The 23,441-nt window shown below is 61.0% G+C and carries 19 protein-coding genes and 1 other annotated feature; of the genes, 15 read left to right on the top strand and 4 right to left on the bottom strand.

All coding sequences use genetic code 11. The annotated features are described in order from the left end of the window. Positions 1-10: 10 nt before the first annotated feature. The gene (gene sdeY, locus ACUTQY_RS11835; RefSeq protein ID WP_033642107.1) at positions 11-3,157 is read right to left on the bottom strand and encodes a multidrug efflux RND transporter permease subunit SdeY; all 3,147 of its coding nucleotides are present in this window, start codon (positions 3,155-3,157) and stop codon (positions 11-13) included. 17 nt (positions 3,158-3,174) lie between these two features. Next, the gene (gene sdeX / locus ACUTQY_RS11830; RefSeq protein WP_033642108.1) at positions 3,175-4,362 is read right to left on the bottom strand and encodes a multidrug efflux RND transporter periplasmic adaptor subunit SdeX; all 1,188 of its coding nucleotides are present in this window, start codon (positions 4,360-4,362) and stop codon (positions 3,175-3,177) included. A 142-nt stretch (positions 4,363-4,504) separates the two neighbouring features. Between sdeX and acrR the strand changes: the two genes are divergently transcribed. From acrR to mscK, 3 genes are all read left to right on the top strand, one after another. Next, positions 4,505-5,164 (top strand): multidrug efflux transporter transcriptional repressor AcrR, encoded by a 660-nt coding sequence (acrR, locus tag ACUTQY_RS11825; RefSeq protein WP_033642109.1) that lies wholly within the window; start codon positions 4,505-4,507, stop codon positions 5,162-5,164. 11 nt (positions 5,165-5,175) lie between these two features. Then, on the top strand, positions 5,176-5,529 hold the full coding sequence (locus tag ACUTQY_RS11820; protein ID WP_042783805.1) for a DsrE/DsrF/TusD sulfur relay family protein: 354 nt from the start codon (positions 5,176-5,178) through the stop codon (positions 5,527-5,529). A 100-nt stretch (positions 5,530-5,629) separates the two neighbouring features. Then, positions 5,630-9,022, top strand: coding sequence for a mechanosensitive channel MscK (gene mscK, locus ACUTQY_RS11815; protein WP_046688376.1), 3,393 nt, complete (start codon positions 5,630-5,632; stop codon positions 9,020-9,022). A 31-nt stretch (positions 9,023-9,053) separates the two neighbouring features. Here mscK and rsmS read toward each other — a convergent pair whose 3' ends face one another. Further along, positions 9,054-9,233 (bottom strand): pleiotropic regulatory protein RsmS, encoded by a 180-nt coding sequence (rsmS, locus tag ACUTQY_RS11810; protein ID WP_016928837.1) that lies wholly within the window; start codon positions 9,231-9,233, stop codon positions 9,054-9,056. Between the two features lie 108 nt (positions 9,234-9,341). Then, entirely contained in the window at positions 9,342-9,878 is a 537-nt protein-coding gene (gene priC, locus ACUTQY_RS11805) for a primosomal replication protein PriC (protein WP_033642112.1), read from the bottom strand. Between the two features lie 134 nt (positions 9,879-10,012). On the opposite strand from priC, the gene ACUTQY_RS11800 reads away from it, so the two are divergent. The 12 genes from ACUTQY_RS11800 (at position 10,013) to ACUTQY_RS11745 (ending at position 23,429) form a co-directional block, all read left to right on the top strand. Then, a complete protein-coding gene (locus ACUTQY_RS11800; protein WP_016928835.1) occupies positions 10,013-10,393 on the top strand; it encodes a DUF454 family protein in 381 nt (126 codons plus the stop codon). A gap of 268 nt (positions 10,394-10,661) precedes the next feature. Beyond that, the gene (apt, locus tag ACUTQY_RS11795) at positions 10,662-11,213 is read left to right on the top strand and encodes an adenine phosphoribosyltransferase (RefSeq protein WP_019454166.1); all 552 of its coding nucleotides are present in this window, start codon (positions 10,662-10,664) and stop codon (positions 11,211-11,213) included. 92 nt (positions 11,214-11,305) lie between these two features. Then, positions 11,306-13,264, top strand: coding sequence for a DNA polymerase III subunit gamma/tau (gene dnaX, locus ACUTQY_RS11790; RefSeq protein ID WP_042783807.1), 1,959 nt, complete (start codon positions 11,306-11,308; stop codon positions 13,262-13,264). Beyond that, positions 12,597-12,661 (top strand) — a sequence feature (DnaX frameshifting element). (Overlaps the previous gene by 65 nt.) A gap of 41 nt (positions 13,265-13,305) precedes the next feature. Next, positions 13,306-13,635, top strand: a complete 330-nt coding sequence (locus tag ACUTQY_RS11785) for a YbaB/EbfC family nucleoid-associated protein (RefSeq protein ID WP_004940264.1) — start codon at positions 13,306-13,308, stop codon at positions 13,633-13,635. After that, positions 13,635-14,240, top strand: coding sequence for a recombination mediator RecR (recR, locus tag ACUTQY_RS11780; protein ID WP_004940263.1), 606 nt, complete (start codon positions 13,635-13,637; stop codon positions 14,238-14,240). Before ACUTQY_RS11785 ends, recR begins: the two co-directional genes overlap by 1 nt. A gap of 142 nt (positions 14,241-14,382) precedes the next feature. Then, the gene (htpG, locus tag ACUTQY_RS11775) at positions 14,383-16,248 is read left to right on the top strand and encodes a molecular chaperone HtpG (RefSeq protein ID WP_038628970.1); all 1,866 of its coding nucleotides are present in this window, start codon (positions 14,383-14,385) and stop codon (positions 16,246-16,248) included. Between the two features lie 202 nt (positions 16,249-16,450). Continuing rightward, positions 16,451-17,095 carry an adenylate kinase gene (adk, locus tag ACUTQY_RS11770; RefSeq protein WP_004940261.1) on the top strand — a complete coding sequence of 215 codons (645 nt, stop codon included), beginning with the start codon at positions 16,451-16,453 and terminating at the stop codon, positions 17,093-17,095. A 165-nt stretch (positions 17,096-17,260) separates the two neighbouring features. Beyond that, positions 17,261-18,394, top strand: a complete 1,134-nt coding sequence (locus tag ACUTQY_RS11765) for a sugar diacid recognition domain-containing protein (protein ID WP_033651111.1) — start codon at positions 17,261-17,263, stop codon at positions 18,392-18,394. A gap of 119 nt (positions 18,395-18,513) precedes the next feature. Beyond that, positions 18,514-19,779 carry a GntP family permease gene (locus ACUTQY_RS11760; RefSeq protein WP_033651112.1) on the top strand — a complete coding sequence of 422 codons (1,266 nt, stop codon included), beginning with the start codon at positions 18,514-18,516 and terminating at the stop codon, positions 19,777-19,779. Between the two features lie 9 nt (positions 19,780-19,788). Next, positions 19,789-20,952: a glycerate kinase gene (locus ACUTQY_RS11755; protein ID WP_046688377.1), complete on the top strand. Its 1,164-nt coding sequence runs from the start codon at positions 19,789-19,791 to the stop codon at positions 20,950-20,952. A 119-nt stretch (positions 20,953-21,071) separates the two neighbouring features. Continuing rightward, positions 21,072-22,034 carry a ferrochelatase gene (gene hemH, locus ACUTQY_RS11750; RefSeq protein ID WP_046688378.1) on the top strand — a complete coding sequence of 321 codons (963 nt, stop codon included), beginning with the start codon at positions 21,072-21,074 and terminating at the stop codon, positions 22,032-22,034. Between the two features lie 90 nt (positions 22,035-22,124). Further along, entirely contained in the window at positions 22,125-23,429 is a 1,305-nt protein-coding gene (locus ACUTQY_RS11745; protein ID WP_033642118.1) for an inosine/guanosine kinase, read from the top strand. Positions 23,430-23,441 lie beyond the last annotated feature (12 nt).

The following is a 23,441-nucleotide window of genomic DNA, read 5'->3' as shown; positions in this document are numbered from 1 at the left end:
CACTGAACGATCAGTGATGTTCTACCGGGTGGCTGTGTTCCAGGTCTTCGTTCTTCTTGCTGAAGCGGCGGCGAACCACCACGAAGAACACCGGTACGAAGAAGATCGCCAATACGGTCGCGGTGATCATCCCGCCCATTACGCCGGTACCTACCGCGTTCTGTGCGCCGGAGCCTGCGCCGCTGCTGATAACCAGCGGCAGAACCCCGAGGATGAAGGCCAGGGACGTCATCAGGATTGGACGCAGACGCATACGCACCGCTTCCAACGTCGCTTCGATCAGACCTTTGCCTTCTTTCTCCATCAGATCCTTGGCGAATTCCACGATCAGGATGGCGTTCTTCGCCGATAGACCTATGGTGGTCAGCAGCCCCACCTGGAAGTACACGTCGTTGTTCATGCCGCGCATCGTCGCGGCCAACAACGCACCGATAACCCCCAGCGGCAATACCAGCATGACCGAGAACGGCACGGACCAGCTTTCATACAGCGCCGCCAGACACAGGAACACCACCAGAATCGAGATGGCGTACAGCGCCGGCGCCTGGTTGCCCGACAGACGTTCCTGATAGGACATGCCGGTCCAGTCGTAACCGATGCCGCTTGGCAGTTTGGACGCCAGCTGCTCCATCAGATTCATCGCTTCACCGGTACTCTTGCCCGGTGCGGCCTGGCCCAGAATTTCCATCGACGGCAAGCCGTTATAGCGTTCCAGACGCGGTGAGCCGTATTCCCACTTCGCCGAAGAGAAGGCGGAGAATGGCACCATCTGGCCGCTGGTACCGCGCACGTACCACTTGTTGATGTCTTCCGGCAGCATACGGAACGGCGCGTCTGCCTGTACATACACCTTCTTCACGCGACCGCGGTCGATGAAGTCGTTGACGTACGAGCCACCCAGGGCAGTGCTTAGCGTGCTGTTGATGGTGGTGATGCTGACGCCCAGCGCCTTGGCTTTCTCCTGATCGACGATCAGTTTGAACTGCGGCGTATCTTCCAGGCCGTTCGGGCGCACGCCCACCAGCACGTCCGGATGCTGAGCAACCATGCCCAACAGCTGGTTACGCGCTTCGGTCAGTTTCTCGTGCCCCAGGCCGCCCTGGTCAATCAGCTCGAAGTCGAAGCCGGTTGCGGTACCGAGTTCGATGATCGCCGGCAGGTTGAACGGGAACACCAGGCCTTCTTTAATCTGCGAGAAGGCGCCCATGGCGCGACCCGCGATCGCTTCCACCTTGTTCCCGGCCCCTGGACGCTCACCCCAGTCTTTCAGGCTGACGAATGCCAGGCCGTTGTTCTGGCCGTTACCGTTGAAGCCGAAGCCCGCGACGGTAAACACCGAAACCACGTTGTCCTTTTCCTTGTTCAGGAAGTAGTCGGAGACTTCTTCCAGCACTTTGTTGGTACGGGACTCGGTGGCACCGGCAGGCAACTGCACCATGGTCAACAGGATGCCCTGATCTTCGTCCGGCAGGAACGAAGAAGGAAGACGCAGGAACAGCAGGCCCATGCCAACCACGATCAGCAGGTAGATGATCAGGTAGCGGCCGGTGCTGCGCAGAATGTTGCCCACGCTGTCGGTATAGTGATGCGTGCTCTTCTCGAACATGCGGTTAAACCAGCCGAAGAAGCCTGTTTTAACCCCGTGATCGCCTTTCGGGATCGGTTTGAGCATGGTGGCGCACAGCGCCGGCGTCAGGATCAAGGCCACCAGCACCGACAGCGCCATCGCGGACACGATGGTGATCGAGAACTGGCGATAGATAGCGCCGGTTGAACCGCCGAAGAACGCCATCGGCACGAATACCGCCGACAGCACCATGGCGATACCCACCAGCGCGCCCTGGATCTGGCCCATCGATTTACGGGTAGCTTCTTTCGGCGGCAGCCCCTCTTCGGACATAACGCGCTCGACGTTTTCCACCACCACGATGGCGTCATCCACCAGCAGGCCGATCGCCAACACCATGCCGAACATCGTCAGGGTGTTTATCGAGAAGCCGAACGCCGCGAGGATCGCAAAGGTCCCCAGCAACACCACCGGCACCGCGATGGTTGGGATCAGCGTCGCGCGGAAGTTCTGCAGGAACAGATACATCACCAGGAATACCAGGATGATGGCTTCGATCAGCGTTTTCACCACTTCGTTGATAGAGATCTTAACGAATGGGGTGGTGTCGTACGGATAAACCACTTTCATCCCTTGCGGGAAGAATGGCGCCATCTTGGCCAGCTCGTCTTTCACACCTTTGGCGGTGTTCAAGGCGTTGGCGCCGGTCGCCAGTTTGATACCCAGGCCGGCGGCAGGCTTGCCGTTATAACGCGCGGTAACGGCATAGCTCTCCGCGCCGCGCTCGATGTGAGCGACGTCGCGCAGGCGCACCTGGGAACCGTCGGTATTGACCTTCAGCAGGATCTTGCCGAACTCTTCCGGCGAAGTCAGACGGGTCTGCGCGATGATCGAGGCGTTCAACTGCTGCCCCGGCACCGGCGGCAGGCCGCCCAGCTGGCCTGCGGCGATCTGGTTGTTCTGCTCGGTGATGGCGGAGGTCACATCCGTGGTCGTCAGCTGGTAGTTGTTCAGCTTGTTCGGATCCAGCCAGATACGCATCGCGTACTGGGCACCGAACAGCTGCACTTCACCCACGCCGGACGAACGGCTGATCGGGTCCTTGATGTTGGACGCCACGTAGTCCGCAATATCGTCCTGAGTCATGTTCGGATCGTCGGAAACGAAGCCGGCCACCATCAGGAAGCTGCTGCTGGATTTTTCTACTTTCAGGCCCTGCTGCTGAACTTCTTGCGGCAGCAGCGGGGTGGCCAACGACAGTTTGTTCTGGACCTGAACCTGCGCGATGTCAGGATCGGTGCCGGACTCAAACGTCAGGGTAATGGTGACGCTACCAGAGGAATCACTGGTGGAGGACATGTACATCAGGTTATCGATACCATTCATGTTCTGTTCGATAATCTGTGTGACGGTATCCTGCACCGTTTTGGCATCTGCGCCCGGGTAGTTGGCGGAAATACTCACCGCCGGCGGTGCAATAGTGGGATACTGCGCGATTGGCAGTTTCATTATTGCAAGCACCCCCGCCAACATGACGATGATGGCGATTACCCAGGCGAAAATTGGGCGGTCTATAAAGAACTTAGCCATGTATTACAGGCTCCTTTTTATGACTTCTGCGCTTCAGACTGCGGCTGTTTTTGCGCCTGAGTGTCAACTTCCTGCACTTTTACCTGCGCGCCCGGATGCACTTTCATCAGGCCGGTGACGATGACGCGATCGCCGGCTTTCAGGCCATCGGTAACCAGCCATTTGTCGCCAATCGCCTGGTCCGCCTTCAGCGTGCGCAGCTCAACTTTGTTGTCTGCCCCTACCACCAACGCCGTCGCGTCGCCGCGCGGGTTGCGGGTGACGCCCTGTTGAGGCACCAGCAATGCATCGCTGCGTACGCCTTCGTCCAGACGGGCGCGCACGAACATGCCAGGCAACAGCGTATCGTTCGGGTTAGGGAACAGGGCGCGAATGGTGATGGAGCCGGTGGTCTCATCGACGGTGACGTCGGAGAACTCCAGCGTGCCTTCCTGCGCGTATTCGGTGCCGTTTTCCAGCATCAGTTTCACTTTGGCCTTGCCGTTTTCCTGCTTCAGCGCGCCGCTGGCCAGTTCTTGCTTCAGGCGCAGGAAGTCGGTGCTCGACTGGGTGACGTCGACATACATCGGATCCAACTGCTGCACGGTGGACAGGGCGGTTGCCTGGCCGTTGCTGACCAGCGCGCCTTCGGTCACAGCGGATTTGCCGATGCGGCCGGAGATCGGAGAGGTCACCTTGGTGTACGCCAGGTTGATGCGCGCGGTTTCCACGGCGGCCTTGGCGGCCACCACGGCGGCATCCGCTTGCTGCAGCGTGGACACGGCGTTGTCATAGTCCTGCTTGCTGATGTAGCTGGTGCCCAGCAATGGCTTGTAGCGGTTTACCGTCACGCGCGCGATGGAAGCGCTGGCCTGCGCTTTGGCCAAATCGCCTTTCGCGCTGTCGTAGCTGGCCTGATAGGTCGCGGGATCGATTTGGTACAGAGACGTCCCGGCCTTGATATCGCTGCCTTCAACGAAGTTACGCTTCAGGATGATGCCGCTGACCTGAGGGCGAACTTCGGCGATGCGATACGCAGCGGTGCGGCCAGGAAGATCGGTAGTGATATTGAGAGGCTCGGCCTTCAAAGTGACTACGCCCACTTCAGGAGCCTGCTGTTGGGCGCCTTGCTGTTGGGTTTCTTTATCGTTACATCCTGTTAGCACTAAGCTGCCTGAAAGCATCAGAACGGCCGCCAGAGGCGTTAACCCTCTGTTTTTGTTCATAGAAAAACCTCAAGTGTCCGATTTCAAAATGATCAATGGATCACAAGCTTTAAAACCCATTGCTGCGTTAATTATATGTGCGTGCTATGGTACATACATTCGCGAATGTATGTAAATCACACTCCCCCTAAATAACAATGCCATGGCACGAAAAACCAAACAGCAGGCGCAAGAAACCCGGCAGCAAATCCTCGATGCTGCGGTGAGAGAGTTCTCTGAACGTGGCGTTGCTGCAACGTCACTGACAGATATTGCCACCGCTGCCGGGGTTACGCGTGGAGCCATTTACTGGCACTTCAAGAATAAGGTAGACCTGTTTAATGAAGTTTGGGAATCTACCGAGCCGAAAATTGACCAGCTCGAAACAGAGTATCAGGCAAAGTTTCCCGATAATCCACTGCGGGTTATCCGGGAAATTCTGATTTACATTCTGACGTCTACGGTTGAAGACGGCCGCAGGCGGGCGTTGATGGAGATTATATTCCACAAATGCGAGTTTGTCGGTGAAATGATGCCGCTGCTGGATTCGCGCAAGGTGTTGTACCTCGCTGGCTACGAACGCATCGAAGCGGTGCTGTATAACTGCATTCACCACGAGCAATTGCCCGCCGATTTGCATACTCGCCGTGCGGCGATCATCCTGCGCGGTTATATCACCGGCCTGATGGAAAACTGGCTGTTTATGCCGGAAAGTTTCGATCTGCGGGCCGAAGCCGAAGCGCTGGTCGATGCGTTTTTGGAGATGCTGCAGTTTTGCCCCACCTTGCGCCTCAACCCCGACGTCGACCGCCTTCCTTTATAAGGAGAGATTTCATGTCATCAGTTGTTCTCATCGCCAACGGCGCCGCCTATGGCCATGAATCTTTGTTCAATGCGCTGCGGTTGGCCATCGCGCTGAAAGAGCAGCAAAGCAGTCTCGACCTGCGGCTGTTTCTGATGTCCGACGCGGTGGTGGCCGGGCTGGCAGGACAGCAGCCGCACGAAGGATACCATCTGCAGCAGATGCTGGAGATCCTCACCGCGCAGCAGGTGCCGGTCAAGCTGTGCAAGACCTGCGCCGACGCGCGCGGCGTCAGCCGCTTGCCGCTGGCGGACGGCGTGGAGATCGGCACGCTGGTCGAACTGGCGCAGTGGACGCTGGCGGCGGAGAAAGTGCTCACTTTCTGATTTCGCGACAACGGGACATCATCGGCAACGTTTTTGTTGTTCGTTGCCCGCCGGCGATCGTGATAATCTTCAGGCTTCTTAACCGATCCGAAGCTAAATCATGCATCGCTGGTTGACTCTGCCCTCTCTGACGCCGCGCTCGTTTGTCGGCGCATGCCGGCGGCGCATCGCCGCCGCGACACTCCTTTTCCTGATTTGCGCGCTGAGCTCGCCGGCGCAGGCGGCGCTGAACGGCGATTTGCCGCAGCGCAGCGAAGTGCAAAGCCAGCTGGAAGCGCTGAGCAAGCAAAAAGCCCTGACGCCGGTCGAAAAGCTGTCCCAACAGGATTTAACCCGCACGCTGGAGCTGCTGGACGCCATCGAGCGCAATCGGCAGGACGCCGCGCAGCTTAAACAGCAGGTGCAGCAGGCGCCGGCGAAGCTCAATCAGGTGACCGCCGAACTGGATGCGCTGAAGCAGCCGGTAGACAATGCGGCGGCGCGCGCCGCGCTGTTGCCGCTGTCGCTGCGTCAGCTGGAAAGCCGGCTGTATCAAACGCTCGACGAGCTGCAAAGCGCGCAGGAGAGCCTCTCTACTTACAACAGCCAACTGGTGTCGCTGCAAACCCAGCCTGAACGAGTACAAAGCACCATGTACGCCGCTTCGCAGCGCCTGCAGGAGATCCGCAGCCAGCTCAGCGGCCAGACGCCGGGGCAAGATTCGCTGCGCAACAGCCAGCAGGTGATGCTGACCACCGAGCAGGCGTTGCTCAACGCGCAGCTGGAGCTGCAGCGCAAAAGTCTGGAAGCCAATACCACGCTGCAGGATCTGCTGCAAAAACAGCGTGATTACACCACGGCGCATATCGACGCGCTGGATCGCTCGGTACAGTTGCTGCAGGAGATCGTCAACAGCAAACGTTTGACGCTGTCTGAAAAGACCGCCAAAGAGGCGCAGAACCCGGAAGACGCCACCGATATTCAGCACGATCAGCTGGTCAGCAAGCAACTGGACGTCAACCGCCAGCTGAGCCAGCGGCTGATCGCCGCCACCGAAGAGAGCAACACCCTGTTCCAGCAGAACATTCGGGTCAAAAACTGGCTCGACCGCGGGCTGCAGGCGGAGCGTAACCTGAAAGAACAGATCCAGGTGCTGAAGGGCAGCCTGGTGCTGTCGCGCATCCTGTATCAGCAGCAGCAGAGCCTGCCGCAGGGCACGCTGTTGGCGGATATGGACACGCGCATCGCCGATTTGCGGCTGGAGCAGTTCGATATCAATCAGCAACGCGACGATCTGTTCAAGGGAGAGGATTACATCAACCAGCTGGTGGCCGAAAGCAAGGAAAAGGCCGGCCCGGAGGTGATCGACGCGTTAAACGAGATCGTCGATATGCGCCGCGAACTGCTGGATCAGCTGAACAAGCAGCTCAGCAACCAGCTGTCGCTGTCGATCAACCTGCAGATCAATCAGCAGCAGCTGACCAGCGTTTACGGTTCGCTGCAAGATACGCTGACCCAGCAGATTTTCTGGGTTAACAGCAACAAGCCGGTCGATCTGGCGTGGCTGAAGGCGATGCCGGAGGCGGTGCGCGATCAGATTGCCGGTCTCGATCTCAAATTCGACGGCGGCAAGCTGGTGCAGGGCGGGCTGAATGCGCTGGTGTTCCTGATCCCGATGCTGTTGGCGATCGGGGTATTGCGCTGGCGCTACCGGCTGATCGACGGCCATTTGCAAAAGCTGGCCAACGACGTGGGGCAACTTAAGCGCGACGGCCAACTGCACACGCCGAAGGCCATCGCGCTGACCTTGCTGAAAGTGTTGCCCGGCGCCGCGTTACTCCTCGGCGTCGGTTTCTGGATGTATCGCGCGGATTTCGGCATCAGCGACTTTATATGGGCATTGTCGCAGCAGCTGGCGCTGTCGTGGCTGGTGTTCGGCTTCAGCTATCGCATGCTGAAACCGGGCGGCATCGCCGAGCGGCATTTCAACTTCGGCGCCAACCTGTGCGCGCATTACCGCCGTCAGACGCTGCGGCTGGGGTTGGCGCTGCAGCCGTTGATCTTCTGGTCGGTATTGGGCGAGAAAGCGCCGCTGCGTCTGGTGGAAGACGTGATCGGCCAGATCGTGGTGATGTTGACGCTGGCGCTGCTCACGGTGCTGGTGTTCCCGCTGTGCCGCGACAGCTGGCGTGAAAAGGGCTCGCACGCCGTGCGGCTGGTGGTGGTCACCGCGCTGGCCGCCACGCCGCTGATCCTGCTGGGGCTGATGTTCGCCGGTTACTTCTATACCACGCTGCGGCTGGCCAGCCGCTGGATAGACAGCCTGTATCTGTTTTTCCTGTGGAATATCGTATACCTGACCGCGCTGCGCGGCCTGAGCGTGGCGGCGCGGCGTCTGGCTTACCGACGCGCGTTGGCGCGGCGGCAAAACGTGGCGAAAGAAGGAGCCGAAGGCGGCGAACCGGTGGTGGAAGAGCCGCCGCTGGCGCTCGATCAGATCAACCAGCAGTCGCTGCGCCTGACCACCCTGGTGCTGTTCGCCATTTTCGCCAGCGCCTTCTACGCCATTTGGTCGGATCTGGTGACGGTCATCGCTTATCTGGACAGCATCACGCTGTGGCATTACACCAGCACCGTGGCGGGCAGCAGCGTGTCGCAGGCGGTGACGCTGGGCAACATGATGGTGGCGATCGCCGCAGTGATTGTCGCCTACGTGCTCACCCGCAACTTGCCCGGTTTGCTGGAGGTGGTGGTGCTGTCGCGGCTGCAACTGCGGCAGGGGGCGTCTTACGCCATCACCACCGTGCTCACTTACCTGATTACCGCCGTGGGCGCCGTGGTTGCGCTGGGATCGCTCGGCGTATCCTGGGACAAACTGCAATGGCTGGCCGCCGGTCTGACGGTCGGGCTGGGCTTCGGCCTGCAAGAGATCTTCGCCAACTTCGTCTCCGGCCTGATCATTCTGTTCGAACGCCCGATCCGCATCGGCGATACCATCACCATCGGCACCTTCTCCGGTTCGGTCAGCAAGATCCGCATTCGCGCCACCACCATTACCGACTTCGATCGCAAAGAGGTGATCATTCCGAACAAGGCGTTCGTCACCGAGCGGCTGATCAACTGGTCGCTGTCCGATACCATCACCCGCGTGCTGATCAAGGTCGGCGTGGCCTACGGCTCCGATCTCGACAAGGTGAAAAAGGTGCTGCTGCAGGCGGCGCACGACAACCCGCGGGTGATGACCGATCCCGAACCGCAGGTGTTCTTCCTCAACTTCGGCGCCAGCACGCTGGATCACGAACTGCGGCTCTATGTGCGGGAACTGCGCGATCGCAGCTACACGGTGGACGAACTGAATCGCTCAATCGACCGCTTGTGCCGGGAAAACGGCATCGACATCGCCTTCAACCAGCTGGAGGTGTATCTGCATAACCAGCAGGGCAATGAAGTGCAGGAAGTGAAAAGAACGCTGTCGCCGGACGACGGCGGCCAGACGGCGGCGGATAAGCAATGAGAGGCGAAAGGGACAGCGGCGCTGTCCCCGGTTACTGTCCGGCAGGCAGATAGGGAGAGGTGACGCCGGCGCGCTGCAGCTTTTCCTGATAATCCCGTTTGACGATATCCAGCGCCGCCAGCGCGGTGGCCGGATCGATCTCGTTGCATTCCAGCAGGTAAATCAAGTCTACCGCCAGCTGCAGTTCGGGTGAGGCGTTTTCCAGAGACATAGCACCTGCGCTTATTTAATTAATGGGATGAATAACTCGGGTATCGGCAGAGTATAGTGAACCCGGCGCGCAACCGGGGAATAATCATTAAAATATTGTGATAAATCTTCAAAAACCGTTTTCTTTGCGCTCGATATTGCGCTCGATGCGCGCCAACGCCTGACGACAGCGCATCAGCCGCCCCTCCAGCGCCGCCAGCTCGTGCTGCAGCTTTTGCTGGGCCGCCAGCGTGGTCTGGCGCCCCAGCAGGCTTTCCCGATCCTGAATCATGGCGATCAGCCGGCGTTCGTAATCCTGATGCTCGGCCAGCTTGTGGTAGAGATCGACCTCGGGGGCTTCCTTCGGCTGATTCTTGCGCCGCAGCGCCTGGGTCGCCAGCTCGCGCTGCAGGGCGGCGATCTGAGCCACCAGTTTTTCGGCCAGAAAGGCCACCTGGCTGGCGCGGCTGTCGTTAGCGGCGTTTTGCAGCTGGGCGAAGTTTTTCTCCACTTCGGCCAGGTAGTCGCGCAGCCGCGTGCCGCGGTTGGCGAACAGGGCGGCGTCGAACCGCGCCTGCGGGATCGGGGCGTCGCCGCGCGGGCTGACTTCGGCCGCCAGCGCCGCAATCTGCTGTGCCAACACCTGTAATAGACGCTGAGTGCTCACATAAGCTCCCTCTTGATTTCAACAGGCGTAAGCTTGCCCGCGAAGCCGTCCTGAAACAAGCGCCGTATGCATATTCCGCCGGCGCGGCGCCGATGCTACAGTAAGCCGCAACCGATTGAGGAGCGAAGAACCGCATGACGCGTGGGTTATTGATCATTTTGGGCTGGTTGGCGGTGGTGCTGGCGACGTTGGGCGTGGTGTTGCCGCTGTTGCCGACCACGCCGTTCCTGCTGTTGGCCGCCTGGTGCTTCGCCCGCTCTTCGCCGCGCTTTCATCACTGGCTGCTGTACCGTTCCTGGTTTGGCCCTTATCTGCGCCATTGGCAGCAGCATCGCGCGCTGCCGCCGGGGGCGAAGTGGAAAGCGGTGCTGGTGATCGTGCTGACCTTCGCCTGTTCGCTGTGGCTGGTGAAAATCTGGTGGGTGCGCGGGCTGTTGCTGCTGATGTTGGCCATTTTGCTGACCTTTATGCTGCGCCTGCCGGTTATTGATCTGCCGCAACAAAAACAGCGCTGATTGTACCTTAAACTCCTCAATAGCTTTCAAGCCGCAGCCAGGCGACAAACGCAGGCATCCCCGGGAGCTTACTTAGGTAAGTAATGCGTGCGGTCAACAACGCTGCGGGTTGAAAGATGCAGGGGAGAGTTGCATTTGTCCGCCAGTTTGCATAGATTTGGGCGTTTTCGTGCGCGGATCGCCTGCCATTTTTTCTCCGGTGTGTTTCACCCGGGGGCGGCGGGTGAGCGGCGCGCCGGTTTTCAGGCAGTTTTATCAGGCAACAATTATGACCGCTACTGCGCAGCAGCTTCAGTTTATTAAAGACAGTATCAAAACCATCCCGGATTATCCGAAGCCGGGCATCCTGTTCCGCGACGTGACCAGCCTGCTGGAAAACCCGTTGGCCTACGCCGCCAGCATCGAGCTGCTGGTTGAGCGCTATCGCGAAGCGGGCGTGACCAAGGTGGTGGGTACCGAAGCGCGTGGTTTCCTGTTCGGCGCGCCCGTCGCGTTAGCGTTGGGCGTCGGTTTCGTGCCGGTGCGCAAACCGGGCAAACTGCCGCGCGCCACGCTCAGCGAAAGCTATGAGCTGGAGTACGGCACCGACAAGCTGGAGATCCACACCGACGCCATCACCGCGGGCGACAAAGTGCTGGTGGTGGACGATCTGCTGGCGACCGGCGGCACCATTGAAGCGACCACCAAACTGATCCGCCGTCTGGGCGGTGAAGTGAAAGACGCCGCGTTCATCATCAACCTGCCGGATCTGGGCGGAGAAGCGCGTCTGAACAAGCTGGGCATCGACTGCTACTGCCTGGTGGACTTCGCCGGTCATTGATGCGGCATCGCCCCTTGGGCACAACGGCCTCGCGGATTGCCGCGGGGCTGTGTTAGCATGACCCTCCAGATTACTCGACTTCTCCGGTATTAATGAGCTATCAGGTTCTCGCCCGTAAGTGGCGCCCTCAAACGTTCGCAGACGTGGTCGGCCAGGAACATGTCCTGACCGCGCTGGCCAACGGCCTCTCGCTGGGGCGGATCCATCACGCCTATCTGTTCTCGGGCACGCGCGGCGTGGGGAAAACCACCATCGCCCGCTTGCTGGCCAAAGGCCTGAACTGTGAAACCGGCATCACCGCCACGCCGTGCGGCCAATGCGACAACTGCCGCGAGATCGAGCAGGGGCGCTTCGTCGATCTGATCGAGATCGACGCCGCTTCCCGAACCAAGGTGGAAGATACCCGCGATCTGCTGGACAACGTCCAGTACGCGCCGGCGCGCGGCCGCTTCAAGGTCTACCTGATCGATGAAGTGCACATGCTCTCGCGCCACAGCTTCAACGCGTTGCTGAAGACGCTGGAAGAGCCGCCGCCGCACGTCAAATTCCTGTTGGCCACCACCGATCCGCAAAAATTGCCGGTGACCATTCTTTCCCGCTGCCTGCAGTTTCACCTCAAAGCGCTGGACGTCGATCAGATCCGCCAGCAGCTGGAAACTGTGCTGACGGCGGAGCAGATCACCAGCGACGCCCGCGCGCTGCAGCTGCTGGCGCGCGCCGCCGACGGCAGCATGCGCGATGCGCTGAGCCTGACCGATCAGGCGATCGCCATGGGGCAGGGGCAGGTGACGGCCGCAACCGTCAGCCAGATGCTCGGCACGCTCGATGACGAGCAGCCGCTGGCGATCCTCGAAGCGCTGGTCAGCGCCGACGGTGAAAAGGTGATGGCGCAGGTCGCGCAGGCCGCTTCGCGCGGCGTGGATTGGGAAAACCTGCTGGTGGAGACGCTGGCGTTGCTGCATCGCATTGCGATGGTGCAACTGCTGCCTTCGATGCTCGACAACCACTACGCCGCCGTGGAACAACGGCTGCGCGAGCTGGCGCGCACCCTGCCGCCGGCCGATGTGCAACTCTATTATCAGACGCTGTTGGTGGGCCGCAAAGAGCTGGCCTATGCGCCGGATCGCCGCATGGGGGTTGAGATGACCCTGCTGCGCGCGCTGGCGTTTCACCCGAAAGCGGTGATCCCGGAGCCGGTGGCGTTGGTGCAGACCGCGCCGGCGCCGATGGCGCAGCCGCAGCAGGCCGCATCGCCACAGCCGCCGCAGTTTCAGGACGCGCCGCCGCCGCTAGGGCAGCCGGCCGCGCCGCAGCGACAATCATCGACTCCTTTACCGGATGCCACCGCCCAGCTGTTGAAAGCGCGGTCCCAGCTGCAACGGCAGCAGGGAGCATCCACACCAAAAAAGAATGAGCCGGCGGCGCCAGGAATAGCGCGGCCGGCAAACTCGGCGCTGGGGCGTTTGGCTTCCGTGACCGAGCGCAGCCAGCAGCGCCTGGCGGAGAAGAAGGTGCCGGAAAAACCGGCGAAACCGGAAGCCTATCGTTGGCGCGCGCAGACCGAGCCCGAGGCGGCGCCGGAACCGCTGGCGACGCCGAAAGCGCTGCGCACGGCGTTGGAGCACGAGAAAACGCCGGAGCTGGCCGCCAAGCTGGTGGTGGAGTCGCTGGAGCGCGACGCCTGGGCGGCGGAAATCGATAAGCTGAAGATCCCGAAACTGGTGCAGCAGCTGGCGTTGAACGCCTTCAAGCAGCAGCCGGAGCCGGGCAAGATTAGCCTCCATCTGCGGTCTTCGCAGCGCCATCTGAATTCGCCTTCGGCGCAGAAGACGCTGGCCGACGCGCTCGGTGAGCTGTACGGCAGCCCGATCGAGCTGACCGTAGTGGAGGACGATAATCCGGCGGAGCGCACCCCGCTGGAATGGCGACAAGCCATCTATGAGGAAAAGCTGGCGCAGGCGCGCCAGTCCATCGAAGCGGATACCAACATTCAGACGCTACGCCGATTCTTCGACGCGGATCTGGATGAAGAGAGTATTCGCCCCCTTTAAACGCTGCGCGATGTGCGCGGCCCTAGCGACGAGAGACGACTATGTTTGGTAAAGGCGGTCTGGGCAACCTGATGAAGCAAGCCCAGCAAATGCAAGAAAAAATGCAGCAGATGCAGGAAGAAGTCGCCAAATTGGAAGTGACCGGCGAATCTGGCGCCGGCCTGGTGAAAGTCACCATCAATGGCGCGCACAACTGCCGCCGCGTGGAAATCGATCCAAGCCTGATGGAAGACGACAAAGAGATGCTGGAAGATCTGATCGCCGCTGCGTTTAACGACGCTGCGCGCCGCATCGAAGAGACCCAGAAAGAGAAAATGGCCTCCGTCTCCAGCGGCATGCAGTTGCCGCCTGGCTTCAAGATGCCGTTCTGATGCAAACCAGCCCGCTCCTTGAATCCCTGATGGAGGCGCTGCGCTGCCTGCCGGGCGTCGGCCCGAAATCGGCGCAGCGCATGGCGTTTCAGCTGCTGCAGCGCGATCGCAGCGGCGGCATGCGTCTGGCGCAGGCGTTGACGCGCGCGATGTCGGAGATCGGCCACTGCGCCGATTGCCGCACCTTCACCGAGCAGGACGTCTGCACCATCTGCGCCAATCCGCGCCGCCAGCAAAACGGCCAGATTTGCGTGGTGGAAAGCCCGGCGGATATCCACGCCATCGAGCAGACCGGCCAGTTCGCCGGGCGCTACTTTGTGCTGATGGGGCATCTGTCGCCGCTGGACGGCATCGGGCCGGGCGATATCGGTCTGGATCGCCTGGAGCAACGGCTGGAAAAGGAAAGCATCACCGAAGTGATCCTCGCCACCAACCCGACGGTGGAAGGGGAGGCGACCGCCAACTACATCGCCGAGATGTGTGGCCAGTATGGCGTGCTCGCCAGCCGCATCGCCCACGGCGTGCCGGTGGGCGGCGAGCTGGAGATGGTCGACGGCACCACGCTGTCGCATTCGCTGGCGGGGCGCCACGCCATCAAGTTCTGATGTTTTCCCGGATGGGGCCGCCCGGCCCCATTGTTTTTTGCCAAAAATTTCCCGCCGTCCGCTTGAAAAACAAGACCCTGACCCTCATCTGATCCTCATTGTTCGATTTTGGTAGCCATTGTCTTTGAGGTAATCAATGAGTATGAAAGGTCAAGAAACCCGCGGGTTCCAGTCTGAAGTAAAACAGCTGCTTCATTTGATGATCCATTCGCTGTACTCCAACAAAGAAATTTTTCTGCGCGAGCTGATCTCCAACGCCTCTGACGCCGCCGACAAGCTGCGCTTCCGCGCCCTGTCCGCGCCAGAGCTGTACGCCGGTGACGGCGAGCTGCGCGTGCGTTTGTCCTTCGATAAAGAGCAGCGCACCCTGACCATTGCCGACAACGGCATCGGTATGCGCCGCGAAGAAGTGATCGAAAACCTCGGCACCATCGCCAAATCGGGCACCAAAGCGTTCCTGGAATCCATCGGTTCCGACCAGGCGAAAGACAGCCAACTGATCGGCCAATTCGGCGTTGGTTTCTACTCGGCGTTCATCGTGGCGGACAAAGTGACCGTGCGCACCCGCGCGGCCGGCGCCGCCGATGACGAGGGCGTGTTCTGGGAGTCCGCCGGTGAAGGCGACTACACCATCGCCGACATCACCAAAGAGACCCGCGGCACCGAAATCACCCTGCATCTGCGCGAAGGCGAAGATGAGTACCTCGACGCCTGGCGCCTGCGCTCGGTGATCGGCAAATATTCCGATCACATCGCCTTGCCGGTAGAGATCGAAAGCAAGAACGAAGAAGACGGCACCGTCACCTGGGAGAAGATCAACAAGGCGCAGGCCCTGTGGACCCGCAGCAAGGCTGACGTGACCGACGAAGAGTACAAAGAGTTCTACAAGCACATCGCCCACGATTTCACCGATCCGCTGAGCTGGAGCCACAATAGGGTGGAAGGCAAGCAGGAATATACCAGCCTGCTGTATATCCCGGCGCAGGCGCCGTGGGACATGTGGAACCGCGATCACAAGCACGGCCTGAAGCTGTACGTGCAGCGCGTGTTCATCATGGACGACGCCGAGCAGTTCATGCCGAACTACCTGCGCTTCGTGCGCGGCCTGATCGATTCCAACGATCTGCCGCTGAACGTATCGCGCGAGATCCTGCAAGACAGCCGCGTGACGCAGAACCTGCGCGGCGCGCTGACCAAGCGCGTGCTGCAGATGCTGGATAAGCTGGCCAAAGACGACGCCGAAGGCTACCAGAAATTCTGGCAGCAGTTCGGTCTGGTGCTGAAAGAAGGCCCGGCGGAAGACAACGGCAACCAGGAAGCGATCGCCAAACTGCTGCGCTTCGCCACCACCCACGGCGACAGCTCGGCACAGACCGTGTCGCTGGAAGAGTACGTCGGCCGCATGGCGGAAGGGCAGGAAAAGATTTACTACATCACCGCCGACAGCTACGCCGCCGCCAAGAGCAGCCCGCATCTGGAGCTGTTCCGCAAGAAAGGCATCGAAGTGCTGCTGTTGTCCGATCGCATCGACGAGTGGATGATGAGCTACCTGACCGAGTTCGACGGCAAGCCGTTCCAGTCGGTCAGCAAGGCGGATGAAACGCTGGATAAACTGGCGGATGAAACCGAAGAGCAGAAGGCGGCCGAGAAGCAGTTGGAACCGTTCATCGAACGCGTGAAAACCCTGCTGGGCGAGCGCGTGAAGGATGTGCGTCTGACGCACCGCCTGACCGATACGCCGGCGATCGTGGTGACCGACGCCGACGAGATGAGCACCCAGATGGCCAAGCTGTTCGCCGCTGCGGGCCAGCAGGCGCCGGAAGTGAAGTACATTTTCGAGCTTAATCCTGAGCATGCGTTGGTCAAACGCGCATCCGACGTGGGCGATAACGAACATTTCGCCGAGTGGATCGACCTGCTTTTGGATCAGGCGCTGTTGGCTGAACGCGGCACGCTGGAGGATCCGAACCTGTTCATCCGCCGCATGAACAAGTTGCTGTCCGCCTGAAGTTGATTATATGCGCCCTTAACGGCACCGTTAGGGGCGCATTTCCGGTTTTTCCCCGCATTTTCCCCTCTTTTGTTCGCTTGAATTTTTGCATGTTCCGCAATCGATTTCCTTCGCGCGCCTTGAGCCTGCCCCCCCTGAAATGGTATCGTTGAGCGTTTTCGCAATTTTATAAAAACTACATAGCAAGGGGATTTACGCAATGCGTATCATTCTGCTGGGCGCTCCGGGCGCTGGTAAAGGTACTCAGGCTCAATTCATCATGGAGAAATACGGCATTCCGCAAATCTCCACCGGTGATATGTTGCGCGCAGCCGTGAAGGCCGGCAGTGAACTGGGCAAGCAGGCGAAAGAGATCATGGACGCCGGCAAGCTGGTGACCGATGAGCTGGTGATCGCGCTGGTCAAAGAGCGCATCGCTCAGGAAGATTGCCGCAAGGGCTTCCTGTTGGACGGCTTCCCGCGCACCATTCCGCAGGCTGACGCGATGAAAGAAGCCGGCATCAACGTGGACTTCGTGCTGGAGTTCGACGTGCCGGACGAGCTGATCGTTGACCGCATCGTTGGCCGCCGCGTGCACGCGCCGTCCGGCCGCGTATACCACGTGAAGTTCAATCCGCCGCAGGTGGAAGGCAAAGACGACGTGACCGGCGAAGAGCTGACCACGCGCAAGGACGATCAGGAAGAGACCGTGCGCAAGCGCCTGGTGGAATACCATCAGATGACCGCGCCGCTGATCTCTTACTACAGCAAAGAAGCGGCAGCGGGCAACACCCAATACCGCAAAATCGACGGCACCCGCAAGGTGGCCGAAGTGAGCGCAGAGCTGGCGACTATCCTCGGTTGATAGCAAGCTGGCTGTGCATGACGCCGGGCCTGTGGCCCGGCGTTTTTTTTGCCGTTTTCCCGTTAAATTGTGATCGCGGCGGCTTGTTGCGGCCGTGACCGTTAATCGCCCGCGCCAAATGGCGTATAACAAGCCTGCGTTTTCATCCTCAGCAGGGAGCCGGGCATGCTCAGACAGACCAAACTTCTGGCGGAAGCCACCGCGCGCCAGATCGTCCAGCGGGCGATGGGCATCATCAGCCATTCCGTCAACGTGATGGACAGCAACGGCGTGATCATCGCTTCCGGCAACCCACAGCGCCTGTTCCAGCGCCATGAAGGCGCAGTGCTGGCGTTGGCGGAGAATCGGGTGGTGGAAATCGACCGCGCCACCGCCGAACACCTGAAGGGCGTGCGGCCCGGCATCAACCTGCCGTTCAGCTTTCGCAATCAGCGGGTGGGAGTGATCGGCATTTCCGGCGAGCCGGCCGAGGTGCGCGCCTACGCCGAGTTGGTCAAAATGGCGGCGGAGATGATGGTGGAGCAGGCGGCGCTGCTGGATCAGCACCAGTGGGAAAAACGCTACCGGGAAGAGCTGGCGAACCAGCTGTTGCAGCCGCAGCCGAACACGGCGTCGCTGGAAGCGATGGCGGCGTATCTGGGATTGGATCTGCGCCAGGCGCGCATCGTCTGGATCGTCGAGCTGCAAGAGGCGCAGCCGCACCTGCTGCGCGAACTGCTGGCTGAGCTGGAGGCCACCCAGCGCGATGCGTTGATCGCCATTACCGGCTTCAATGAAATGACCCTGCTGCGCCCGGCCAGCATGGCGCAAGGCGAGTGGAGCCTGAAGCTGGAGCGCCAACAGGCGCAGCGTCTGCAAAACCAGCTCAAGCACCGCTTTCGGGTGCGGCTGATCGTCGGCGGTTTCTACGACGATCCGCAAAGCGCCTACCGCTCCAGCCTGACCGCGCGCGCCACCCAGGCGATGGCGCAGCGCCTGAAATTGCGCCACGCCACGCTGTTCTACCACGACTATCCGCTGCCGTCGCTGCTGTGCGATCTCGGGGAGGACTGGCGAGCGCAAGAGCTGGGGCGCCCCTGGCGGACGCTGGAGGAACAGGATGAAAAAGGCGTGCTGCGCGCCACGCTGCGCCACTATTTTTCGCAGAATTGTGATCAGACGCAGGCCGCCGCGCAGCTGCATATTCACGTCAATACCCTGCGCTATCGCCTGCAGCGCATCGAAGCCATAACCGGTATGAAAATCAATCAATTAACTGACTCTCTGCGGTTGTATATCGGCATGCTGATGCACGACTGAGTTGTGCCAACCCACAAATTCCGCGCCGTTCCTTCGGCGATTTTTTGTTGTTTCCCCTCAGGCCAACGCCGGGCGCGCGGGATATGTTGGCCTGCACATCAACCACGGAGAAAACAACAATGACAACCGTATCCACTCTGGGGGCGCTGGTGGCGTTAGCCGTCGCCATCGTCCTGATTCTACGCAAGGTTCCACCGGCTTACGGCATGATTGCCGGCGCGCTGGCGGGCGGGCTGTGCGGCGGCGCCGATCTGGTGCAGACCGTGACGCTGATGATCGGCGGGGCGCAGGGCATCACCAACGCCGTGATGCGCATTCTGGCGGCGGGGGTATTGGCCGGGGTGCTGATCGAATCCGGCGCGGCGCACACCATCGCCGAAACTATCGTACGCAAGGTGGGGGAAACCCGCGCGCTGCTGGCGCTGGCGGTGGCTACACTGATCCTGACGGCGGTGGGGGTGTTTATCGACGTGGCGGTGATCACCGTCGCGCCGATCGCGCTGTCGATCGCCCAAAAGGCCGGCATTTCTCGTGCGGCGATCCTGCTGGCGATGATCGGCGGCGGCAAGGCCGGCAACGTGATGTCGCCCAACCCGAACACCATCGCGGCGGCGGACAACTTCCACGTGCCGCTCACCTCGGTGATGATGGCCGGCATCGTGCCGGGGCTGTGCGGCCTGGTGGTGGCCTATCTGCTGGCGCGTCGCCTGAGCGATAAAGGCGGCAGGGTGATGGCTGAAGAGTTGACTCAGCATGCCGAAGGGGCGCGGCCGGGCTTCGCAGCGGCGATCAGCGCGCCGCTGGTGGCGATCCTGCTGCTGTCGCTGCGGCCGATCGCCGGTATCGCCGTCGATCCGCTGATCGCGCTGCCGGCCGGCGGTTTGGCGGGCGCGCTGCTGATGGGGCGAATTCGTCAGTGCAATCAGTTTATGGTATCTGGCCTGTCGCGCATGGCGCCGGTGGCGATCATGCTGCTCGGTACCGGCACGCTGGCGGGCATTATCGCCAACTCGGCGCTGAAGGATGTCTTGATTACCGGTTTGACGCACACCGGGCTGCCGGCCTGGCTGCTGGCGCCGCTGTCCGGCGCGCTGATGTCGATGGCGACCGCCTCGACCACTGCCGGCACCGCCGTCGCCTCCGGGGTGTTCAGCTCCACGCTGCTTGAGCTGGGGGTGAGCGGATTGGCCGGCGCGGCGATGATCCATGCGGGCGCCACGGTGCTGGATCACCTGCCGCACGGCAGCTTCTTCCACGCCACCGGCGGCAGCGTCAATATGGCGGTGCACGAGCGGCTCAAGCTGTTGCCGTATGAAACGCTGGTGGGGTTCACCATCGCGGCAATCTCGGCGCTGATGTTTGGCGTATTTAACCTGGCGGGATAAGGAACAGTGATGAAAACGCTGAAAAAAGTGGTTATTGCCCCGGATTCTTTCAAAGAGAGCCTGAGCGCGCTCGGCGTCGCCGACGCCATTGAGCGGGGATTCCGTCAGATTTACCCGCAGGCGCACTACGTGAAGCTGCCGATGGCGGACGGTGGTGAAGGCACGGTGGAGTCGATGGTGGCGGCCACCGGCGGTGAAATCGTTCAGGTGACGGTCACCGGCCCGCTGGGGGAGCCGGTGCAGGGGTTCTATGGCTTGTTGGGCGATGGCGAAACCGCGGTGATTGAAATGGCCGCCGCCTCCGGGCTGCATCTGGCGCCGCCCAACCGGCGCGATCCGCGCATCACCACCAGTTACGGCACCGGCGAATTGATGCTGGCGGCGTTGGATCGCGGCGTGAAGGCGATCGTTCTCGGTATCGGCGGTAGCGCCACCAACGACGGCGGCGCCGGAATGATGCAGGCGCTGGGCGTTAAATTGCTGGATAAGGATCGTCGCCCGCTGCCAATGGGCGGCGCGGCGCTGGCGCAACTGGCGCATCTTGATCTCGCCGGACTGGACGCGCGTTGGCAGCGGGTGAGCGTAACCGCCGCCTGCGACGTGGATAACCCGCTGTGCGGCACAAAGGGCGCGTCGGCGGTATTCGGGCCGCAGAAAGGGGCGACGCCGGAGATGGTGGCGCAGCTCGATGCGGCGTTGCACCACTATGGCGAACTGCTGGAACGGGAAACCGGCCGCGCCGTGCTGAGCCAGCCAGGGGCGGGTGCGGCGGGCGGCATGGGGGCGGCGCTGCTCGGCATGCTCAACGCGCGTTTGCGGCCGGGCATCGAAATCGTCACTGAAACCCTGCGCCTGGATGAAGCGGTGCGCGATGCCGATTTGGTGATCACCGGCGAAGGGCGGCTGGACAGCCAGTCTGTCCACGGTAAAACGCCGATCGGCGTGGCGCGGGTAGCCAAGCGTCACGGCGTGCCGGTGATCGCCATTGCCGGCAGCCTGGCGCCGGATTATCCGGTGGTGCATCAACACGGCATCGATGCGGCGTTTTCGGTGCTCGATCGCATCGTGACGCTGGAAGACGCGCTGGCGGACGCCGATCGCAATCTGCAGGTGACGGCGCGCAATGTGGCGGCGGTATGGCAGCTGGCGCAAGGAAGATGCCCACAGGCATAGCCTGTTGCTGTTATCGGTTTCGACGCAGGACTTTTCCGTTACAATAGCCGGCATTAATGGCTGCTGACATCCCGACCCAGAACGGAATGCCGGCCGGAAAGGAAATGAGGGGAACTGAGATGAAGCAAGAGAAACACGGCGTATTGCTGGTGAACCTGGGCACGCCAGATGCGCCGACCTCGTCGGCGGTCAAACGCTATCTGAAGGAATTCCTCAGTGACGATCGCGTGGTCGACACGGCGCCGCTGATCTGGTGGCCGATCCTCAACGGCGCGATCTTGCCGATCCGTTCGCCGCGCGTGGCTAAACTCTATCAGTCGGTGTGGATGGAAGAGGGTTCGCCGCTGCTGGTGTACAGCCGCCGCCAACAGCGGGCGCTGGCGGCGCGCATGCCGAATACGCCGGTGGAGCTGGGCATGAGCTACGGTTCGCCGAGCCTGGCGGAAGCCATCGACAAGCTGCTGGCGCAGGGCGTGACCAACCTGGTGGTGCTGCCGCTCTATCCGCAATATTCCTGTTCCACCAGCGCGGCGGTATGGGATGGCGTGGCGCGGGTGCTGAAAGGCTATCGCCGCTTGCCGTCGGTGGCCTTCATTCGCGATTACGCCGAACACCCGGCCTATATCGCCGCGCTGCAACAAAGCGTGGAGCGCTCGTTCGCCGAGCACGGCCAGCCGGACCGGCTGGTGCTGTCTTTCCACGGCATCCCCAAACGTTATGCGCGGCTGGGCGACGACTACCCGCAGCGCTGCGAGGATACGCTGCGTGCGCTGAGCGCGACGCTGCCGCTGACGCCGGAGCGGGTGATGATGACGTACCAATCGCGCTTCGGCCGCGAGCCTTGGCTGACGCCGTATACCGATGAGACCCTAAAAGGGCTGCCGGCGCAGGGCGTGAAGCACATTCAGCTGATCTGCCCCGGTTTCTCGGCGGACTGCCTGGAAACGCTGGAAGAGATTAAAGAGCAGAACCGCGAGATCTTCCTTAAAGCCGGCGGCGAGAAGTTTGAATACATCTCAGCGTTGAACGACGAGCCGGCGCATATCGATATGATGCAGCAGTTGGTGGCGCAGCGTCTGTAATCATCCATAATCTGTCTATTAGGTGCATCGTGATCGGGCGGGGATGTGTTAACATTCTCCGCTTGTTAAACCGCCGCCACCACCAATCACATGAAATTTCCTGGTAAACGCAAGTCCAAACACTATTTCCCGGTGAGCGCCCGCGATCCGCTTCTGCAGCAGGCCCAGCCCGAAAGTGAAATCAGCACCTCGTATATCGTCGGCATCGACCAGACGCTGGTGGATATCGAGGCGAAAGTGGACGACGCTTTTGTCCAGCGCTACGGCCTGAGCCTGGGCCACTCTCTGGTGATCGAAGATGACGTCGCCGAGGCGCTGTATCAGGAATTGAATGAAAACAACCTGGTCACCCATCAGTTCGCCGGCGGCACCATCGGCAACACCATGCACAACTATTCGGTGCTGGCGGACGACCGCTCGGTGCTGCTCGGCGTGATGTGCAGCAACGTGAAAATCGGCAGCTACGCCTACCGTTATCTGTGCAATACCTCCAGCCGCACCGATCTTAACTATCTGCAGGGCGTTGACGGCGCCATCGGCCGCTGTTTCACGCTGATCGGCGAAAGCGGCGAGCGCACCTTCGCCATCAACCCCGGCCAGATGAACCAGCTGCGCCCGGAAAGCATCCCTGAAGAGGTGATCGCCGGCGCGTCGGCGCTGGTGCTGAGCTCTTATCTGGTGCGCTGCAAGGAAGGGGAGCCGATAAAGGACGCGACCTTGCAGGCGATCAAATACGCTAAAAAGCACGATGTGCCGGTGGTGCTGACCCTGGGCACCAAGTACGTGATCGCCGACAACCCGCAGTGGTGGCGCGACTTCCTGAAGGAAAACGTGACGATTCTGGCGATGAACGAAGACGAAGCGCTGGAGCTGACCGGGCTGAGCGATCCGCTGACCGCCTCGGACATGGCGCTGGAGTGGGTGGATCTGGTACTGTGCACCGCCGGGCCGAACGGCCTGTATATGGCGGGCTACACCGAAGAGGCCAACAAGCGTCAGACCCAGCACCCGCTGTTGCCGGGGCATATCGCCGAGTTCAACCGCTACGAGTTCAGCCGCGCCATGCGTCGCGAACACTGTGAGCATCCGCTGCGCGTTTACTCGCACATCGCGCCGTATATGGGCGGGCCGGAGAAGATCATGAACACCAACGGCGCCGGCGACGGCGCGCTGTCGGCGTTGCTGCACGATATCGCCGCCAACGGTTATCACCGCCACAACGTGCCGAACTCGAGCAAGCACGTGCGCAGTTACCTGACATACTCTTCGTTGGCGCAGGTGTGCAAATACGCCAACCGCGTCAGCTACCAGGTGTTGAACCAGCATTCGCCGCGTCTCACTCGCGGCCTGCCGGAGCGCGAAGACAGCCTGGAAGAGTCCTATTGGGAGCGTTAACCCGCTGAAAAA

The sequence above is a fragment of the Serratia sp. TSA_130.1 genome (genome assembly GCF_052691795.1).
The sequence above is the reverse complement of the archived record's forward strand: the minus strand, read 5'-3'. Positions and strand labels throughout refer to the sequence as shown.

Coding starts and splice junctions, on each gene's coding strand:
- sdeY (WP_033642107.1), bottom strand. CDS start 3,157: ATGGCTAAGTTCTTTATAGACCGCCCAATTTTCGCCTGGGTAATCGCC.
- sdeX (WP_033642108.1), bottom strand. CDS start 4,362: ATGAACAAAAACAGAGGGTTAACGCCTCTGGCGGCCGTTCTGATGCTT.
- acrR (WP_033642109.1), top strand. CDS start 4,505: ATGGCACGAAAAACCAAACAGCAGGCGCAAGAAACCCGGCAGCAAATC.
- ACUTQY_RS11820 (WP_042783805.1), top strand. CDS start 5,176: ATGTCATCAGTTGTTCTCATCGCCAACGGCGCCGCCTATGGCCATGAA.
- mscK (WP_046688376.1), top strand. CDS start 5,630: ATGCATCGCTGGTTGACTCTGCCCTCTCTGACGCCGCGCTCGTTTGTC.
- rsmS (WP_016928837.1), bottom strand. CDS start 9,233: ATGTCTCTGGAAAACGCCTCACCCGAACTGCAGCTGGCGGTAGACTTG.
- ACUTQY_RS11800 (WP_016928835.1), top strand. CDS start 10,013: ATGACGCGTGGGTTATTGATCATTTTGGGCTGGTTGGCGGTGGTGCTG.
- apt (WP_019454166.1), top strand. CDS start 10,662: ATGACCGCTACTGCGCAGCAGCTTCAGTTTATTAAAGACAGTATCAAA.
- dnaX (WP_042783807.1), top strand. CDS start 11,306: ATGAGCTATCAGGTTCTCGCCCGTAAGTGGCGCCCTCAAACGTTCGCA.
- ACUTQY_RS11785 (WP_004940264.1), top strand. CDS start 13,306: ATGTTTGGTAAAGGCGGTCTGGGCAACCTGATGAAGCAAGCCCAGCAA.
- recR (WP_004940263.1), top strand. CDS start 13,635: ATGCAAACCAGCCCGCTCCTTGAATCCCTGATGGAGGCGCTGCGCTGC.
- htpG (WP_038628970.1), top strand. CDS start 14,383: ATGAAAGGTCAAGAAACCCGCGGGTTCCAGTCTGAAGTAAAACAGCTG.
- adk (WP_004940261.1), top strand. CDS start 16,451: ATGCGTATCATTCTGCTGGGCGCTCCGGGCGCTGGTAAAGGTACTCAG.
- ACUTQY_RS11765 (WP_033651111.1), top strand. CDS start 17,261: ATGCTCAGACAGACCAAACTTCTGGCGGAAGCCACCGCGCGCCAGATC.
- ACUTQY_RS11760 (WP_033651112.1), top strand. CDS start 18,514: ATGACAACCGTATCCACTCTGGGGGCGCTGGTGGCGTTAGCCGTCGCC.
- ACUTQY_RS11755 (WP_046688377.1), top strand. CDS start 19,789: ATGAAAACGCTGAAAAAAGTGGTTATTGCCCCGGATTCTTTCAAAGAG.
- hemH (WP_046688378.1), top strand. CDS start 21,072: ATGAAGCAAGAGAAACACGGCGTATTGCTGGTGAACCTGGGCACGCCA.
- ACUTQY_RS11745 (WP_033642118.1), top strand. CDS start 22,125: ATGAAATTTCCTGGTAAACGCAAGTCCAAACACTATTTCCCGGTGAGC.